At 72.7% G+C, this 17,837-nt stretch carries 10 protein-coding genes and 1 other RNA gene; 9 read left to right on the top strand and 2 right to left on the bottom strand.

The window, feature by feature from the left end:
* Positions 1–279: 279 nt before the first annotated feature.
* A complete protein-coding gene (locus HS99_RS08870; RefSeq protein WP_030553242.1) occupies positions 280–5,226 on the top strand; it encodes an NAD-glutamate dehydrogenase in 4,947 nt (1,648 codons plus the stop codon).
* A gap of 134 nt (positions 5,227–5,360) precedes the next feature.
* Here the strand turns inward: HS99_RS08870 and HS99_RS08865 are convergent, their stop codons facing one another.
* Positions 5,361–8,315: an FtsK/SpoIIIE domain-containing protein gene (locus tag HS99_RS08865; protein ID WP_370863229.1), complete on the bottom strand. Its 2,955-nt coding sequence runs from the start codon at positions 8,313–8,315 to the stop codon at positions 5,361–5,363.
* Positions 8,316–8,657: 342 nt separating this feature from the next.
* Here HS99_RS08865 and HS99_RS08860 point away from each other — a divergent pair, with 342 nt between their 5' ends.
* The 3 genes from HS99_RS08860 (at position 8,658) to prfB (ending at position 13,187) form a co-directional block, all read left to right on the top strand.
* Complete coding sequence (locus tag HS99_RS08860) at positions 8,658–10,508, top strand: serine/threonine-protein kinase (RefSeq protein ID WP_043388372.1); 1,851 nt, start codon at positions 8,658–8,660, stop codon at positions 10,506–10,508.
* A 245-nt stretch (positions 10,509–10,753) separates the two neighbouring features.
* Complete coding sequence (locus tag HS99_RS08855) at positions 10,754–12,007, top strand: serine/threonine-protein kinase (protein WP_030283971.1); 1,254 nt, start codon at positions 10,754–10,756, stop codon at positions 12,005–12,007.
* A gap of 67 nt (positions 12,008–12,074) precedes the next feature.
* Positions 12,075–13,187, top strand: a complete 1,113-nt coding sequence (gene prfB, locus HS99_RS08850) for a peptide chain release factor 2 (protein WP_030283973.1) — start codon at positions 12,075–12,077, stop codon at positions 13,185–13,187.
* A 96-nt stretch (positions 13,188–13,283) separates the two neighbouring features.
* Here prfB and HS99_RS08845 read toward each other — a convergent pair whose 3' ends face one another.
* Positions 13,284–13,478 carry a hypothetical protein gene (locus HS99_RS08845; protein WP_030283975.1) on the bottom strand — a complete coding sequence of 65 codons (195 nt, stop codon included), beginning with the start codon at positions 13,476–13,478 and terminating at the stop codon, positions 13,284–13,286.
* A gap of 367 nt (positions 13,479–13,845) precedes the next feature.
* Here HS99_RS08845 and ftsE point away from each other — a divergent pair, with 367 nt between their 5' ends.
* From ftsE to ssrA, 5 genes are all read left to right on the top strand, one after another.
* Complete coding sequence (gene ftsE / locus HS99_RS08840) at positions 13,846–14,535, top strand: cell division ATP-binding protein FtsE (RefSeq protein WP_030059730.1); 690 nt, start codon at positions 13,846–13,848, stop codon at positions 14,533–14,535.
* 78 nt (positions 14,536–14,613) lie between these two features.
* On the top strand, positions 14,614–15,525 hold the full coding sequence (gene ftsX / locus HS99_RS08835) for a permease-like cell division protein FtsX (protein ID WP_030283977.1): 912 nt from the start codon (positions 14,614–14,616) through the stop codon (positions 15,523–15,525).
* Between the two features lie 112 nt (positions 15,526–15,637).
* The gene (locus tag HS99_RS08830; RefSeq protein WP_078938580.1) at positions 15,638–16,774 is read left to right on the top strand and encodes a S41 family peptidase; all 1,137 of its coding nucleotides are present in this window, start codon (positions 15,638–15,640) and stop codon (positions 16,772–16,774) included.
* A 63-nt stretch (positions 16,775–16,837) separates the two neighbouring features.
* Positions 16,838–17,317 carry an SsrA-binding protein SmpB gene (gene smpB, locus HS99_RS08825; protein ID WP_030283981.1) on the top strand — a complete coding sequence of 160 codons (480 nt, stop codon included), beginning with the start codon at positions 16,838–16,840 and terminating at the stop codon, positions 17,315–17,317.
* Between the two features lie 86 nt (positions 17,318–17,403).
* Positions 17,404–17,785: a transfer-messenger RNA gene (gene ssrA, locus HS99_RS08820) on the top strand.
* Positions 17,786–17,837 lie beyond the last annotated feature (52 nt).

Here is a 17,837-nt window from a genome sequence, read left to right as displayed (position 1 = left end):
CATGACCCTCCGGTTTGGACATGGTGTCCAGGACGGACCCGACATCCTGCGGGTTTGCGCCTCCCTGTCCCTGTCCACCTTCGATTGATCCGGTTAGGCTGGCTGGCGTCGTCGGGTGGCTTGCAGGACGAACGAGTCGTCCTACCCACTGGGAGGGCGTTTCATGCGTGCCATGAGCCCCTTTCAGTCGGACGGTGCGGCAGGATTGCGAGCGACCCGTCGGTGTACACCCACACACCACCGAGTCACGCAACGGCGCGCGACAGGAGCCAAGAAGTCATGCAGACCAAGCTGGACGCAGCCAAGGCCGAACTGCTCAAGAAGGCAGCCGTAGCCGCTGAGAACAGCCAGGTGGGGGGAGCGGCGCCGGGGGAGGGTCTGAGCAACGGCGCTCTGACCGCGTACCTGCACCACTACTACCTCCACACCGCGCCCGAGGACCTGGTCGACCTCGACCCGGTCGACGTGTACGGCGCGGCCGCCTCGCACTACCGCCTGGGCCTCAAGCGCCCCCAGGGCACCGCCGAGGTGCGGGTCCACACCCCCTCGGTCGAGGAGAACGGCTGGTCCTGCGGCCACACCGTGGTCGAGGTCGTCACCGACGACATGCCCTTCCTGGTCGACTCCGTCACCAACGAGCTGTCCCGCCAGGACCGCGCGATCCACCTCGTCGTCCACCCCCAGCTGGTCGTCCGCCGTGACATCACCGGCAAGCTGCTGGAGATCCTGGACGTCGACGCCTGCTCCCGCAGCCAGGCCGCCGGCGCCGAGTGGCCCGCCGACGCGACCGTCGAGTCGTGGATGCACATCGAGATCGACCGCGAGACCGACCGCGACGACCTGCGCACCATCGAGACCAACCTGCGCCGCGTGCTCGGCGACGTCCGCGAGGTCGTCGAGGACTGGGCCAAGATGCGCGACAGCGCGCTGCGCCTGGCCGACGAGCTGGCCGAGGAGCCCCCGGCCGGCCTGCCCGAGCAGGAGGTCGGCGAGGCCTGGGAGCTGATGCGCTGGCTCGCCGACGACCACTTCACCTTCCTCGGCTACCGCGAGTACGACCTGGTCGAGCACGAGGGCGAGGAGGTCCTCAAGGCCGTCGCCGGGACCGGCCTCGGCATCCTGCGCTCCGACCCGCACAGCCACGACGACCGCCACCACTCGGTCTCCGAGGCCTTCGGCCGCCTCTCCGCCCCGGTCCGGGCCAAGGCCCACGAGAAGAAGCTGCTCGTACTCACCAAGGCCAACAGCCGCGCCACCGTGCACCGCCCGGCCTACCTGGACTACGTCGGCGTCAAGAAGTTCAACGCCGCCGGCGAGCCGATCGGCGAGCGCCGCTTCCTCGGCCTGTTCTCCTCCGCCGCCTACACTGAGTCGGTCACCCGCATCCCGGTCGTGCGCCGCAAGGTCCAGGCGGTGCTGGAGGAGTCCGGCTTCTCCAGCGAGAGCCACGACGGCCGCGACCTGCTGCAGATCATGGAGACCTTCCCCCGGGACGAGATCTTCCAGACCCCGGCCACCGAGCTGCTCTCCATCGCCACCAGCGTGCTCTACCTGCAGGAGCGCCGTAAGCTGCGCCTCTTCCTGCGCCAGGACGAGTACGGGCGCTACTTCTCGGCCTTCATCTACCTGCCGCGCGACCGCTACACCACGCGCATCCGGCTGCTGCTCACCGACATCCTCAAGGAGGAGCTGAACGGCGCCACCATCGACTACACGGTGTACGCCACCGAGTCGGTGCTGACCCGCCTGCACTTCGTGGTCCGGGTCGCCCCGGGCACCGAGCTGCCCCGGCTCACCGACTCCGACATCGAGCGGATCGAGAGCCGCCTGGCCGAGGCCGCCCGGTTCTGGATGGACGGCTTCCACGACCAGCTGCACACCGAGCTGGGCGAGGAGAAGGCCGCCGAGCTCGGCCACAAGTACGGCAACGCCTTCCCCGACGGCTACCGCGCCGACTTCCCGCCGCGCACCGCCGTCGCCGACATCAAGCAGATCGAGTCGCTGCACGGCGAAGGCGACTTCCGCCTGAACCTGTACCAGCCGGTCGGCGCGGGCGACGACGAGCGCCGCTTCAAGATCTACCGGGTCGGCGGCCCGATCTCCCTCACCGAGGTCCTGCCGGTGCTGCAGCGCCTGGGCGTCGAGGTGCTGGACGAGCACCCGTACGCGCTGCGCCGCTCCGACGGCACCACCGCGTGGGTGTACGACTTCGGCCTGAAGCTGCGCGAGGCCACCGAGCTCACCGACGAGGCCCGCGAGCGCTTCCAGGACACCTTCGCGGCGACCTGGACCGGCAAGGCCGAGAACGACGGCTTCAACGAGCTGGTCCTCACCGCCGGGCTGAACTGGCGCCAGGCGATGGTGCTCCGCGCGTACGCCAAGTACCTGCGCCAGGCGGGCTCCACGTTCTCCCAGGACTACATGGAGGACGCGCTCCGCAACAACACCCACACCACCCGCCTGCTGGTCAACCTGTTCGAGGCCCGACTGAGCCCGAGCCACCAGCTGGGCGCCGCCGAGCTGACCGAGGGCATCCTGGAGGAGCTGGCCGGCGCGCTCGACGAGGTCGTCTCCCTGGACGAGGACCGCATCCTGCGCTCCTTCCTGCACCTCATCAGGGCCACCCTGCGGACCAACTTCTTCCAGCACGACGGCTCCGGCGAGTGGCACTCCTACGTGTCGATGAAGTTCGACCCGAAGGCCATCCCGGACCTGCCGGCCCCGCGCCCCGCGTTCGAGATCTGGGTCTACTCGCCGCAGGTCGAGGGCGTGCACCTGCGCTTCGGCAAGGTCGCCCGCGGCGGTCTGCGCTGGTCCGACCGGCGCGAGGACTTCCGCACCGAGATCCTCGGCCTGGTCAAGGCCCAGATGGTGAAGAACACCGTCATCGTCCCGGTCGGCGCCAAGGGCGGCTTCGTCGCCAAGCAGCTGCCGGACCCGTCGGTGGACCGCGACGCCTGGCTGGCCGAGGGCATCTCCTCCTACAAGACCTTCATCTCGGCGCTGCTCGACATCACCGACAACCTGGTGGCCGGCGAGGTCGTCCACCCGGCCGACGTGGTCCGCCACGACGAGGACGACACCTACCTGGTCGTCGCCGCCGACAAGGGCACCGCGACCTTCTCCGACATCGCCAACGGCGTCGCGGAGTCGTACGGCTTCTGGCTCGGCGACGCCTTCGCCTCCGGCGGCTCGGCCGGCTACGACCACAAGGGCATGGGCATCACCGCCCGCGGCGCCTGGGAGTCGGTCAAGCGCAACTTCCGTGAACTCGGCGTCGACACCCAGTCCGAGGACTTCACCGTCATCGGCATCGGCGACATGTCCGGCGACGTCTTCGGCAACGGCATGCTGCTCAGCGAGCACATCCGGCTGGTCGCCGCCTTCGACCACCGCCACATCTTCCTCGACCCGAACCCGGACGCGGCCGTCTCGTACGCCGAGCGCCGCCGCCTCTTCGAGCTGCCGCGCAGCTCCTGGGACGACTACGACAAGTCGCTGATCTCGGCCGGCGGCGGGGTCTTCCCGCGCAGCGCCAAGTCGATCCAGGTCAGCGCGCAGGTCCGGGCCGCCCTGGGCATCCAGGAGTCCCGCCTGACCCCGGCCGAGCTGATGAAGGCGATCCTCCAGGCGCCGGTCGACCTGTTCTGGAACGGCGGCATCGGCACCTACGTCAAGGCCTCCGGCGAGACCAACGCCGAGGTCGGCGACAAGGCCAACGACGCCATCCGGGTCAACGGCGAGCAGGTCCGGGCCCGGGTCATCGGCGAGGGCGGCAACCTCGGCTGCACCCAGCTCGGCCGCATCGAGTACGCGGCCACCGGCGGCCCCGAGGGCACCGGCGGCTGGATCGACACCGACGCCATCGACAACTCGGCCGGTGTGGACACCTCGGACCACGAGGTCAACATCAAGATCCTGCTCAACCAGGTCGTCGCCGAGGGCGACATGACGGTCAAGCAGCGCAACGTCCTGCTCGCCGAGATGACCGACGAGGTCGGCCACCTGGTGCTGCGCAACAACTACGCGCAGAACGTGGTGCTGGCCAACGCCGTCGCCCAGGCGCACAGCATGGTCAACGTCCACGCCCGGATGATCAACCGCTTCGAGGCGGCCGGCCAGCTCGACCGCGGGCTGGAGTTCCTGCCCACCGAGCGCCAGATCCGTGAGCGCCAGCAGAACGGCCGCGGGCTCTCCCAGCCCGAGATGTCCGTCCTGCTCGCCTACACCAAGATCATCCTCGCCGAGGAGCTGCTGGCCACCGACCTGCCGGACGACCCGTACTTCCGCACCCTGCTGCACGAGTACTTCCCGAGCGCGCTGCGGGCCGGGTTCGCCGACGCGATCGACAACCACGCGCTGCGCCGCGAGATCATCACCACGCTGATCGTCAACGACACGATCAACCGCGGTGGCTGCACCTTCGCCTTCCGCCTGAAGGAGGAGACCGGCGCGACTTACGAGGAGATCGCCCGGACTCACACCGCCGCGCGGGCCGTCTTCGGCCTGGAGGAGATCTGGTCCCGGATCGAGGGCCTGGACAACCAGGTCCCCGCCCGGATCCAGACCAAGATGCGGCTGCACTCGCGGCGCCTGGTCGAGCGCGCCACCCGGTGGATGCTCAACAACCGCCGCCAGCCGCTCGACATCGCCGGCACCATCGAGTTCTTCCACGACCGGGTCAACCAGGTCTGGGGCTCGCTGCCCAAGCCGCTGCGCGGCGAGGACCTCGCCTGGTTCGAGTCGATCCAGGGCGAGCTCGCCGCGGCCGGCGTGCCGGACGAACTGGCCACCCGGATCGCCGGCCTGTCCTCGGTCTTCCCGACCCTGGACATCACCGAGGTCGCGGACCGCTCCGGCAAGGACGTCGCCGAGGTCGCCGAGCTGTACTACGACCTGGGCGACCGCCTGCAGATCTCGCACCTGCTCGACCGCATCATCGACCTGCCCCGCACCGACCGCTGGTCGTCGATGGCCCGGGCCGCGATCCGCGAGGACCTCTTCGCGGCGCACGCGGCGCTGACCGCCGACATCCTGGCCTGCGGCCCCGACGGCGCAAGCCCCGAGGAGCGCTACAACGCCTGGGCGGACCTCAACTCCACCCTGCTGAACCGCGCCAAGGCCACCCTCGACGACATAAGGGGTTCGGACAACTACGAGCTGTCCAGCCTCTCGGTCGCGATGCGCGTCATCCGCACCCTGCTGCGCACCGGTTCGATGCGCTGACGGACGGCTGAACGGAAGGGGCCCGCGTCCATCCCGGACGCGGGCCCCTTCCGTGTTCCCGCCCCGGGCGCGGCAACGTCGAAGGGCCCCGACGAACCGCTCGGTTCGTCGGGGCCCTCCCGGTGTCGAGCGGGTCAGCGGGAGGCGGCGCGTTGGAGCGCGCTGGCGAGGAGGGCGAGGTCGGTGGGGCCGTTGCCGAGTTCGCGGACCGGGCGGCGGGCGGGTGGGGCGCCGAGCTGGAGCGGGTCTATCGCGACCACGGTGGGGCGCAGGGTGGCGGTGCGGGGGATGCGGCCGCTGATCCGGGCGGTCTGGAAGGCGGCGACGCCGCCGTCCGGGCGGCGCAGGTAGCCGCGCCCGGGGGTGTCCTCGGGGAGGGCGGCGGCGTCGCCGAGGTGGATCAGCAGGTCGGAGTCGGCCGGGTCCTCGGTGCGCAGCGCGATCCGCAGCAGGGCGGCCTCGTCGACCTCGGTGCCGGCGCTCTCCTCCGGGCGGCCGGTGGCGACCGCGAGGTGGACGCCGAGCGGGCCGCCGCGGCGGGCGACGGCCGCGAGCGCGCGGGCCAGCGGCCGGCCGGCCGGGGAGGTGGGGGAGAGCAGGGCGTCGTAGTCGTCGACGACGACGACCAGTCGGGCCGGGACGGGGCCGGAGGGGGTGGTCGCCGGCCGGGGGCCGTCGGCGCTGCGCGGGGGGATGATCCGGGGCACGGCCGTGGAGGCGGCGCCGACGGTGGCGGGTACCGGAGCGGAGCTGCGGCCCTGATCGGCCGGACCGTGCGCATCCAGACGGTGGGCGTCCAGGCCGTGCTCGTCCAGGCTGTGCCCGTCCAAGATGCGGGTGGCGTGCCAGGAGGCGAAGTCCAGCCCGTCGAACAGCCGCTCCCGCAGGGCGAGTTCGTCCTCCAGCGCCTCGGCGGCGAGGAGCGCGGCGCGCGGGTCGGCGGCGGCGTTGACCCGGCCGGTGACGTGCGGCAGCTCCGAGCAGCCGGACAGCCCGTCCTCGGTGGCCCGGCCCTCGACGATGGTGACGGCGAGGCGCTCGGGCCGCTCGGAGACGGCGAGCGAGGCGACCAGGGTGCGCAGCAGTTCGGTCTTGCCGGAGCCGCGGGCGCCGCCGATCAGCAGGTGCGGGCCGCCCGGGTCGGGGGAGGGCAGGGCGAGTTCGGGGTCGGCCAGGTCGAGGGTGCACAGCTCGTCCCGGGTGGTGCCGAGCAGTGCGGTCGCGGCGCCGATGCCGCCGGCGTGGGCGGCCCAGCGGGCGGACAGCTTGGCCGGGGTGACGGTGTCGAGCTGGAGCAGGTCGAGCAGCCGCAGCGCGTCCGGCAGCGGGCCGCGGGAGGCCGGGGCGGCTTCGCGCAGCGGGGCGAGGACGCGGGCCAGCCGTTCGGCCCAGGCGTCGGAGACGGCGTCCAGCGAGATCTCGTGCAGGGTCTCCCGGCCGCGGGCGACCGGGCGGTCCAGCGAGAGCTGGGTGCCGACCTCGCCGGTGATCAGAGCGGTGGCGCCGAGGCCGCGGGGGAGCAGCTCGGGCTGTTCGGCGAGGCAGATCGGGAAGATGCCGACGGCCGGGCCCTGGCGCAGCAGCAGGTCGAGCGCCTGCCGGGCGGCCTCGTCGGTCGGGCGGCCGTCGACCACGACCACGGTGGCGGGGTGGCCGCCGAGGCCGGTCGGGCCGCTGAGCCGGGCGGTGAGCTCGGTCAGCCGGGCGGTGGCCTGTTCGTCGTCCAGGCCGACCAGCAGCCGGCAGTCCTGGCCCTCGGCGGGGCGCAGATGGGGCAGCCACAGTGCCCAGGCCCAGGTGTCGACGCGTTCCTCGGGGCTGCGGGCCGGGTCGGCGTCGACCACGACCAGGCTCAGCCCGGTCGGCGGGTGGAGCGCGGCGAGCTGGGCGACGACGGCGCGGGTGAGCGCGTCGAGGCGCTCGCGCGGGCCGCTGAGGCCGAGGCTGCCGGCGGTCTGCAGGTCGAGGGTGACCGGGACGGCGGGCAGTACGGTGCCGGGCGTGGTGCCGGGGCCGCCGGGCCGGTCGGCGGTGCCCAGCCGGAGGGTGAGGGCGTCGGGGTGGCCGGGGCCGCGCTCCCACAGCCGGGGGCCGGGGCCGACGGCGTTGAGGAGCACGGTGGCGAGGTCGGGCCAGCGCTCGCGCTGGGCGGCGGCCTGGCGCTGCCGGACGGCGGCGTGGTGGCGTTCGGCGCTCTCCTGACCGGGCGGTTCGGCGGCGCGGCCGGGCAGCAGGGAGAACAGGCCGCGGCCGCGGCCCGGGGCGGGCTCGGGGGCGGCGGGCGGCTCGATCACCGGTGCCGCGGACCGGACCGGGCCGGGGGCGGCGAGCTGGAGGTGGCCGTTGCCGTCGGGCAGGGCGGCCCGGACGGAGGCGGGGTCGGCCGGTTCGAGGACCTGCAGGGTGGACTCGCCGATCCGCAGCAGGGCGCCGTTCTCCAGCGGGACGGCGGCCTCGGCGGGCACGGGCGGGACGATCCGGCCGTCGAGGGTGGTGCCGTTGGTGGAGCCGAGGTCGCGGACGGCGATCCGGCCGTCCTCGCCGAGGTGGAGGGCGAGGTGCAGCCGGGAGACGTCCGGGTCGTCGAGCGGGACGTCGGCCTCTCCGGAGCGGCCGATCCGGATCTCTCGGCCGTGCAGCCGGTGGACCCCGCCGGCGTCCGGGCCGCCGACCACCCGGAGTTCGGCGGCGGCCGCGGCGTCGTCGGGGTCGTCGGCGGTCGGGTCCGGTTCGTTGAGGCTGAGGACGGCGCCGTCGAGCAGTGGGGGGTGGCCGAGCAGGGTGTGCTCGTCCACCCGGTGCGCCCCGGAGTACAGGTGCACATGGGTGGCGGCCCGCGGTCCGCGCACGCCCACGGCGCCGGCGAGCGCGCCCGCGATGGCGCCGAGCGCGGTGCCGACGGGCGCGGTGACCAGCACGTCCACGTAGGGGATGGCGGAGCCGGCGGCGGTCGGGCCGCTGCGCGGTCGGAGGACGGTCAGCCGGATCTGCATCTCGCCCGCGGGTCCCTTCTGCTGGTGTGATGCCTGGTACCGCTGCCCGGTGTCGTCGCGGACGCGCCGGGCGGTCGCGGCGACCCATTGGGCCACACGAGTGGCGAGTGTCCATCCTGCCATCCGGCGTGGACAGTCCGCGCACCGTACCGGATTTGACGATCTTGCGATCATCGCCATGGTGGAGGCGACGGAGGGTCAGGTCAACCGCCGCCCCGGCGCCCCCGCCCCGGGCCGCGGCGACCGCCTCCGGCCGGGCACCCCGGCACGTCCGGGCAGTCCCCTAGGGGATCTCCCCCAACCCTGCTCGGATGGCCCGCCGGTCACCTCAAAAACCCGTACGGACACCGTTAGAGTGGCCAAACACGGGCCCGGCAGGCTCACCGCACACCGGCGGGGGAGCGCCCCGCGCGGGCGGCACGGCGAGGAGTGCGACAGGTGCGGCCAGTCGGCAGCAAGTATCTGCTTGAGGAGACCCTGGGGCGGGGTGCCACCGGGACCGTCTGGCGCGGTCTGGTGCGCCAGGACGTCCAGGTGCCGGGCAGCGAGCCCGGGCAGCAGGTGGCGATCAAGGTGCTGCGCGAGGAGCTGGCGGCCGACCCGGACGTCGTGATGCGCTTCCTGCGGGAGCGCTCGCTGCTGCTGCGGCTGAGCCACCCGAACATCGTCCGGGTCCGCGACCTGGTCGTCGAGGGCGAGCTGCTGGCCCTGGTGATGGACCTGGTGGAGGGCCCCGACCTGGCCCGCTACCTGCGCGCCAACGGCCCGTTCAGCCCGATCGCGGGCGCCCTGCTGATGGCCCAGGTCGCGGACGCGCTGGCGGCCAGCCACGCGGACGGGATCGTCCACCGCGACCTCAAGCCGGCCAACGTGCTGCTCGCCTCCACCGTGGTGCAGGGCACCGAGCAGATGCACCCGATGCTGACCGACTTCGGCATCGCCCGACTGGCCGACTCCCCGGGCGTCACCCGCACCCACGAGTTCGTCGGCACCCCCGCGTACGTCGCCCCCGAGTCCGCCGAGGGCCGCCCGCAGACCTCCGCGGTGGACGTCTACGGCGCCGGCATCATGCTGTACGAGCTGGTCACCGGCCGCCAGCCGTTCCAGGGCGACAGCGCCCTGGCCGTGCTCCAGGCCCACCTGGCGCAGGAGCCCCAGCGGCCCAGCACCATGCCCGAGCCGCTGTGGACGGTGATCGAGCGCTGCCTGCGCAAGGACCCGGCGCAGCGGCCGAGCGCCACCGCGCTGGCCCGCGCGCTGCGGGTGGTCGCGGCCGGGGTCGGGGTGCACGCCTCCCCGGCGGCGGTGGACGAGGCGCTGGCGGTCGGCGCCCTGCTGCTGCCGGACCCGCAGCCGACCGCCGTGCCCGGAGTCGTGCCGGTCGTCCCGGGTGGCCCGGGCGGACCGGGGGGCCCGGCCGGGGCGGAGGACCGCACCCAGGTGCTGCCCCCGGCGTCCGGCGGCCCGCAGTACGACCCGGCCGCGGCGACCCGGGTGATGGGCACCCAGCCGCCGCCCGCGCCGCCCTACGGCACCCAGGACCGCACCCAGGTGATGCCGCCCACCGCCGTGCCGCCGCCCCCGCCCGCCGGCCCTCCCGCGCCGCAGGAGGAGGCGCCCCACCCGTGGCAGACCCAGCTGCGGGCGGCGCGCGACCGCAACCAGCAGACCCAGGTCGGCCACTTCGGCCCGGAGGACTTCGAGGACCCGCAGGTCGCCCCGCCGCCCTACCAGGCGGGCCAGGGCGGCCCGGGCCACCAGCAGCCGCCGGCCGGCCCACGCGCGGACCAGCGTCGCCAGGGCCCGCCGCCCGGCTACGCCCAGCGCCCGCCGGTCGCCCCGCCGCCCTACCAGGTCAACCAGGGCGCTCAGGGCAACCAGGGCGGCCGTCCGCAGCCCCAGGGCGGCTACCGGCAGGCCCCCGCCGGGTACGGCCGGCCGCAGGGCGACTACCCGCCGCCTCCGCCCCCGCCCGCCGCCGCGCCGCGCCGGTCCGAGCCGCCGGCGCCGCAGTACCGGGAGCCCCGGCCGCCCCGCGAGGAGCCGCGGGAGCCGTCCCGCCGGGAGAGCGCTCCGCCGCGCGAGCGGCGCCCGCGCAGCCGCAACCGGATGTACATCCCGGGGCTGGGCTGCCTCAAGGGCTGTCTGATGGTGCTGCTGGTGCTGGCCGTCGCCGCGATCGCGCTGTGGAACTTCACACCGCTGCCGCACTACTGGGACAACGTCGTGAGCTGGTTCGACACCGCGCGGGACTGGGTGACCAGCGTCTTCGGCAGTTCCAGCAAGTAGCGCGGGACCGGACGGCGGGCCGCTCCGGCGCCCCGCCGACAGCTGACCGGGCGTCCGGACCCGTTCCGGAAGCCAGGATTGACGCTTTGTCGACAATTCACGAGATTTCTCGCCCCGGAGTCCCGCTCCACGGCCCCCAGGCGCCCCGCGCAGGGGGTTCGGGCGCGTAGGTTGGTCGCTGTTGTCCCGCCCCACCGAGCGCGCCCGGACCCCCGGAGCGCTCCCGCGCCGCCCACGGAGCAGCATTGGCACGCAAGATCGGCAGCCGGTACACCGTCCACCAGGTCATCGGCCGGGGATCGGCCGGGACGGTCTGGCTCGGTGAGGGGCCCGACGGCCCGGTGGCGGTCAAGCTGCTGCGCGAGGACCTCGCCGCCGACCAGGTGCTGGTCGGCCGCTTCGTCCAGGAGCGCACCGCGCTGACCAGCCTCGACCACCCCCGGGTGGTCGGCGTGCGCGACATGGTCGTGGACGGCAGCGACCTCGCCCTGGTGATGGAACTGGTCCAGGGCACCGACCTGCGCTCCCGGCTCGAGCGGGACGGAGCCCTCCCGCCGCAGGTCGCCGCGTCGGTCATCGCCGACGTCGCCGACGGCCTCGCGGCCGCGCACGCGGCCGGGATCGTCCACCGCGACGTCAAGCCGGAGAACGTCCTGCTCGACCTCGCCGCCGCCCCCGGCCCCGGCGGCGCCCCGCGCGCCAAGCTCACCGACTTCGGCGTGGCCCGGCTGGTCGACGCCCCGCGCCGCACCCGGGCCACCCGGATCATCGGCACGCCCGACTACCTCGCCCCCGAGATCATCGAGGGACTGGAGCCGCGCGCCGCCGTCGACATCTACGCCCTCGCCACCGTGCTGTACGAGCTGCTGGCCGGCTTCACCCCGTTCGGCGGCGGCCACACCGGCGCGGTGCTGCGCCGGCACGTCACCGAGCAGGTGCCGCCGATCCCCGGGCTGCCGGACGGGCTGTGGCGGATCATCTCCGAGTGCCTGGCCAAGGCTCCGGCCTCCCGGCTGCGCGCCGCCGAGCTGGCCGCCCGGCTGCGCGAGCAGCTGCCCTCGCTGGCCGGACTGCCGGTGCTGGCCGTGCCCTCCCAGGGCCGCGCCCCGGCCGAGGAGCAGCTGTCCCCCGGCGAGGCCGTCTACGCCGAGGTCGACGCCGGCCCGGGCGTCCACAAGCGCCGTCGCGGCCCGGCCGTCCCGCTGGTGCCCGGCGCCGCCCCGGACTCCACCCGGGACACCCACACCAGCCTGCGCCGCCCCTCGGCCGAGGAACTGGCCGCGTACGCCGCCGAGTCGCGCGCCCAGCGCGCCGCCCCGGGCCACCGCCGGGACCGCGCGGCCCTGCTGCGCCGGCGCCGGATGCTGGCGGTGCTGCTGGCCACCGTGCTGCTGCTGGCGGGCGCCGCCGCGGCCTGGACGGCCTTCGCGGCCCCCGAGCCGGGCGCCGGCCACCCGGCCCGGCCGGCCGTGCACAGCACCGCCCCCCGCGCCCCGTGACCCCTCCCGGTCGCCTCCGGAACGGGGGTGTCGTCATGACCACCCCCGGAACCATTACGCTGGGGGCGTGGCAGCCGTCGATCCTTCCGAAGAGCTCAAGAACCTCGATACGACCATGGGGTCGATCGAGGCCGTCCTCGACCTGGACAAGATCCGGGCCGACATCGCGGTCCTGGAGGAGGAGGCAGCCGCCCCCACCCTGTGGGACGACGTCGCGAACGCGCAGAAGGTGACCAGTCGGCTCTCCTTCCTCCAGGGCGAACTGCGCCGGGTCGAGGGCCTGCGCGGCCGCATCGACGACCTGGGCGTGCTGTTCGAGCTCGCCGAGGCCGAGGACGACGCGGACACCCGCGTCGAGGCCGAGGCCGAGCTGGTCTCGCTGCAGAAGGCCGTCGAGGAGCTGGAGGTCCGCACTCTCCTCTCCGGCGAGTACGACGCCCGCGAGGCGCTGATCAACATCCGCGCCGAGGCCGGTGGCGTGGACGCCGCCGACTTCGCCGAGCAGCTGATGCGCATGTACCTGCGCTGGGCCGAGCGGCACGGGTACCCCACCGAGGTGTACGACACCTCGTACGCCGAAGAGGCCGGCATCAAGTCCGCGACCTTCACCGTGAAGGCCCCGTACGCCTACGGCACCCTCTCGGTCGAGCAGGGCACCCACCGCCTGGTCCGCATCTCGCCGTTCGACAACCAGGGCCGCCGGCAGACGTCCTTCGCCGGTGTCGAGGTGCTCCCGGTCGTCGAGCAGTCCGACCACGTCGACATCGACGAGGGCGACCTGCGGGTGGACGTCTACCGCGCCTCCGGCCCCGGTGGCCAGGGCGTCAACACCACCGACTCGGCGGTGCGCATCACGCACCTCCCGACCGGCATCGTGGTGTCCTGCCAGAACGAGCGTTCGCAGATCCAGAACAAGGCGTCCGCGATGAACGTCCTCCAGGCCAAGCTGCTCGAACGGCGCCGCCAGGAGGAGAAGGCCGCGATGGACGCCCTGAAGGACAGCGGCAGCTCCTGGGGCAACCAGATGCGCTCCTACGTGCTGCACCCGTACCAGATGGTCAAGGACGTCCGCACCGCGTACGAGGCCGGCAACCCGCAGGCCGTCCTGGACGGCGACATCGACGGCTTCATCGAGGCCGGCATCCGCTGGCGCAAGCAGCGCGAGACCAGCGCCGAGTAGGCACCCGGACACGCACCGGGCCGGACGCACGGACCCGGACACACGCAGAAGGCCCCCGACCGCGACGGTCGGGGGCCTTCCACGTGGTCAGGGGCCTCAGGCCAGCGCCTGCCGCGCGATCAGCGCCACCGCGAGCAGCCCGGCCAGCAGGGCCAGCAGCATCGCGGGGGAGAGTGCGGCGAACGGCCCCTGCTGCTCCTGCAGCCGGGCCCGGTTGGCGCGGCACACCGAGCAACGCCCGTCGCTGACGCGGCCGTTGCAGTTGGCGCACACCAGATGGTCGCACGTCATGCGATCTCCTCCTCGCTGCTACAGCCAACGCACCGGACGGGGCTTTGGTTCCCTCTTCTTACCTGTACGGGGAGTCTGCCCTGTACGGGGGAGCGGCCGGACACGGTCGCCACCTCCACTCTGCCAGGTTCTGGCGCTTCCGGCTCCCGGGCTGTGAGATGGCTCGCAATTATCGGGGCACAACCGGACATTCTCCCCCAGATTCAGAGGGCCGTCCCGGTCTGTCCCTGCGGGCCGGTCGCCGGTTCGCGTATGGTCCCAGACCGGGAGCGGCCCTCCGCGCTCCCATCGCCCGCCGCCGGACCGGGCCTCCGGGGCGGACCGACCGAGGACTGGCGCCGCCTAGGATGGCCTCCGTGATGCAGCCGTGATCAGATTCGACAACGTCTCCAAGACCTATCCCAAGCAGAACCGTCCCGCCCTGGACAACGTCTCGCTGGAGATCGAGAAGGGTGAGTTCGTCTTCCTGGTCGGCTCGTCCGGCTCGGGCAAGTCCACCTTCCTGCGCCTGTGCCTGCGCGAGGAGCGCCCGTCCACGGGTGCCGTGCACGTGCTGGGCAAGGACCTGGGCAAGCTGTCCAACTGGAAGGTGCCGCACATGCGCCGCCAGCTGGGCACCGTCTTCCAGGACTTCCGCCTGCTCCCGAACAAGACGGTCGCGCAGAACGTCGCCTTCGCGCTGGAGGTGATCGGCAAGCCCAAGAGCGCCATCAACAAGGTGGTGCCCGAGGTGCTGGAGCTGGTCGGCCTCGGCGGCAAGGAGGACCGCATGCCGGGCGAGCTGTCCGGTGGTGAGCAGCAGCGCGTGGCGATCGCCCGGGCGTTCGTGAACCGCCCGATGCTGCTCATCGCGGACGAGCCCACCGGCAACCTCGACCCGCAGAACTCGGTCGGCATCATGAAGCTGCTCGACCGGATCAACCGCACCGGCACCACGGTGCTGATGGCCACCCACGACCAGGCCATCGTCGACCAGATGCGCAAGCGAGTCATCGAACTCGACAAGGGGCTGCTCGTCCGCGACCAGGCCCGCGGCGTCTACGGATACCAGCACTGACCCACCAGCGCTGAACCCCGTGGGGCCGCCGGCCCGACCGCCAGACCGCGCAGTACCGACCCTGGAGTTGTTTCCCGCATGCGTGCCCAGTTCGTCCTGTCGGAGATCGGTGTGGGTCTCCGACGCAACCTGACCATGACCATCGCGGTCGTGGTCAGCGTCGCGCTCTCCCTCGCCCTCGCCGGTTCCTCGCTCCTGGTCCGCGACCAGGTGAACTCCATGAAGGGGTACTGGTACGACAAGGTCGAGGTGAGCATCTACTTCTGCACCAAGGCGGATGCCCGCAACTCGCCGCAGTGCGACAAGGGCGCGGCCACCGACCAGCAGGTCCACGACATCAAGGACCAGCTGGACAAGATGACTTCGGTGGTCCAGTCGTCCACCTACGAGAGCTCCGCCGAGGCGTACAAGCACTGGAAGGAGATGAACCCGGACAACCCGCTCATCTCCGTCCTGGGTCCGGACGCCATGCCCCAGTCCTGGCGGGTGAAGCTCAACGACCCGACCAAGTACGACGTCATCCAGAGCGCCTTCGCGGGCAAGCCCGGCGTCAAGTCGGTCGAGGACCAGCGGAAGATCCTGGAGAACCTGTTCGGCCTGCTCAACGGCCTGCAGACGGCGGCGTTCGTGATCATGGTGCTGATGCTCTTCGTCGCGTTGCTGCTGATCGTCAACACCGTCCGGGTGTCGGCGTACAGCAGGCGGCGCGAGACCGGCATCATGCGCCTGGTCGGTGCCTCGAACTTCTACGTCCAGATGCCGTTCATCGCGGAGGCCGCGTTCTCCGCGCTGCTCGGCGCGGGGCTGGCCTCCGGACTGCTGATCGGCGGGCACTTCTTCGTCCAGAACTGGCTGGCCGACCGGGTGCAGTTCATCCACTTCATCGGCCTCAGCTCGGTGCTGGCGGTGATCCCGCTGCTGGTCGTGGTCGGTATGGGCATGGCCGGCATCGCGGCGTTCTTCACGCTGCGCAAGTACCTCAAGGTCTGACCCCCGCGGGTTCCTTCGGCCCCGTACGGCACTGCGCCGTACGGGGCCGTCGCCGTTCCGCCCTCCCCGTTCCGGCCCGCCGCTCGCGGTGCGGTGTCTACACTCCGGTGCCATGCTGCAAACTCCGCGCAGGGCGCGTCAGGTGGCCGCCCTCAGCCTGGTGTTCGGCGCCGTGCTGCTGGCCGGCGCCGCCACCGGTGCCTGGGGCGACCCGAACGACCCGCCGCGCCGCGCGTCCGCCGACCTGGCGCCGGCCTCCGCCGGGCTCCCGGCGGACCCGTCCGGCAAGGCGCTGTCCGAGCAGCAGGCCGAGCACCTGCTCGCGGCCGGCGGCGACCGCTGGGGCGCCTACTACAGCGCCCAGGAGTACGCCGAGTTCAGCCAGGGTCTGGACGGCCGCTACCCCGGGGTCGGCCTGTCGGTCGGCCGCGGCGAGGACGGCGTCACCGAGGTCTCCCAGGTCACCCCGGCCGGACCGGCCGCCCAGGCCGGGATCGCCCCCGGCGACCGGCTGCTGCGGATCGGCCAGGACCAGGCCGACCGGCTGCCGGTCACCGAGGTGGTCGCCCGGCTGCGCGGGCAGGGCGACGAGCGCCGGGCCGGCTCCGAGGTCACCCTGGCCGTGCGGCGCGGCGACGGCGAGGTGCGCGAACTGCGGCTGAAACGCGTGCTGCTGGACAGCCGGCAGGTCACCGCGGAGCACCTGGACCGCGGCGTGCTGCGGATCACCGTCCGGGCCTTCACCAGCGGCGTGGCCGACCAGGTGCGCGCCGCGCTGCGCGCCCCGCACACCGGTGTGGTGCTCGATCTGCGCGGCAACTCCGGCGGGTTGGTGGACGAGGCGGTCGGCACGGCCGGGAGCCTCCTGGACGGCGGACCGGTCGGCTCGTACCAGGAGCGCGGTGGGACGAGGGAGTTGACCGCCCCGCCCGGCGGCGACGGGCGCACCCCGCTGGTGGTGCTGGTGGACGGCGGTACGATGAGCGCCGCCGAACTGCTCGCCGGCGCCCTGCAGGACCGCAGCCGCGCCGTGGTGGTGGGCTCGCGGACCTTCGGCAAGGGCACCGTCCAGCAGCCCAGCCGGCTCGCCGACGGCGCCGTGCTGGAGATGACCGTCGGCCGCTACCACACGCCGTCCGGACGCTCCCTGGACGGCACTGGCCTGACCCCGGACGTCCCGGCCGCCGCGGGCGAGGACACCGACGCGCTGGCCCTGCGCGTCCTCGCCGGACTCGGGACCCGGTCCTGAGCGGCCGGACGGCCCCTAAAGCAGCTGCCCGATCCGGCCCCGAAGTGCGAGAATGACCGCGCTATGGCAAAGGAAACCGGACAGAAGCTGATCGCGCAGAACAAGAAGGCGCGACACGAGTACACGATCCTCGACACCTACGAGTGCGGCCTCGTCCTCACCGGCACCGAGGTCAAGTCGCTGCGGGAGGGGCGGGCCAACCTGGTCGACGGCTACGCGTACATCCAGAACCACGAGGCGTGGATCGACAACGTCTTCATCCCCGAGTACACCCAGGGGACGTGGACCAACCACGCGGCCCGGCGCAAGCGCAAGCTGCTGCTGCACAAGCTGGAGATCCGCAAGATCGAGACCAAGGTCCGCGACGCGGGCCACACCCTGGTCCCGCTGTCGCTGTACTTCAAGGACGGCCGCGTCAAGCTGGAGCTCGCGCTCGCGGTCGGAAAGAAGCTGTACGACAAGCGCCAGACGCTCCGCGAGAAGCAGGACACCCGCGAGGCGGCCCGCGCGGTGGCGGCGGCCCGGCGGCGCCAGCGGGGTTAATCCGCTGGACCCCCGCCCGTCGCCTCGCGTACTATGGCGCAAGCAACACGGACGGTCACCGTCCGAGCTGTTTCTCAAAAAAACATGGGGATGATCGGTTTCGACAGGGGATGTTGAAACAGGGGAAGCGAGCCGAGGAACGCGGCAATGATCTCGTTAACCACGTGTCGCAAAAAAATAATCGCCAACTCTAAGCGCGATTCCCAGCAGTTCGCTCTCGCTGCCTAATAAGCACCGATAGCGCTTGGGTGTCAGACCGGGGAGTTCCCGACCCGGACCCTGGCATAATCTAGGGAACTCAACCGTCCGCCCGGGCTGCGGGGGCGGATGGGAAATCAAACAGCAGCTGGGCCTGTTGGCGGCTTGTCCGCGTGACCGCCAGGGCCGAGAAAAGCACAGCGGACTGCGCTCGGAGAAGCCCTGAATTAACTCCACTGGACCCGGGTTCGATTCCCGGCATCTCCACCACCCCATGTTCACACCGAAGGCCGTCCACCGCTCACGCGGTGGGCGGCCTTCG

The sequence above is a fragment of the Kitasatospora aureofaciens genome (assembly GCF_001188955.3).
GTDB lineage: Bacteria > Actinomycetota > Actinomycetes > Streptomycetales > Streptomycetaceae > Kitasatospora > Kitasatospora aureofaciens.
The sequence above is the reverse complement of the archived record's forward strand: the minus strand, read 5'-3'. Positions and strand labels throughout refer to the sequence as shown.

Excerpts from the sequence above, each read along its gene's own strand:
- HS99_RS08870 (WP_030553242.1), top strand. The coding sequence starts at position 280 with ATGCAGACCAAGCTGGACGCAGCCAAGGCCGAACTGCTCAAGAAGGCA.
- HS99_RS08845 (WP_030283975.1), bottom strand. The coding sequence starts at position 13,478 with ATGACGTGCGACCATCTGGTGTGCGCCAACTGCAACGGCCGCGTCAGC.
- ftsX (WP_030283977.1), top strand. The coding sequence starts at position 14,614 with ATGCGTGCCCAGTTCGTCCTGTCGGAGATCGGTGTGGGTCTCCGACGC.
- HS99_RS08830 (WP_078938580.1), top strand. The coding sequence starts at position 15,638 with ATGCTGCAAACTCCGCGCAGGGCGCGTCAGGTGGCCGCCCTCAGCCTG.
- smpB (WP_030283981.1), top strand. The coding sequence starts at position 16,838 with ATGGCAAAGGAAACCGGACAGAAGCTGATCGCGCAGAACAAGAAGGCG.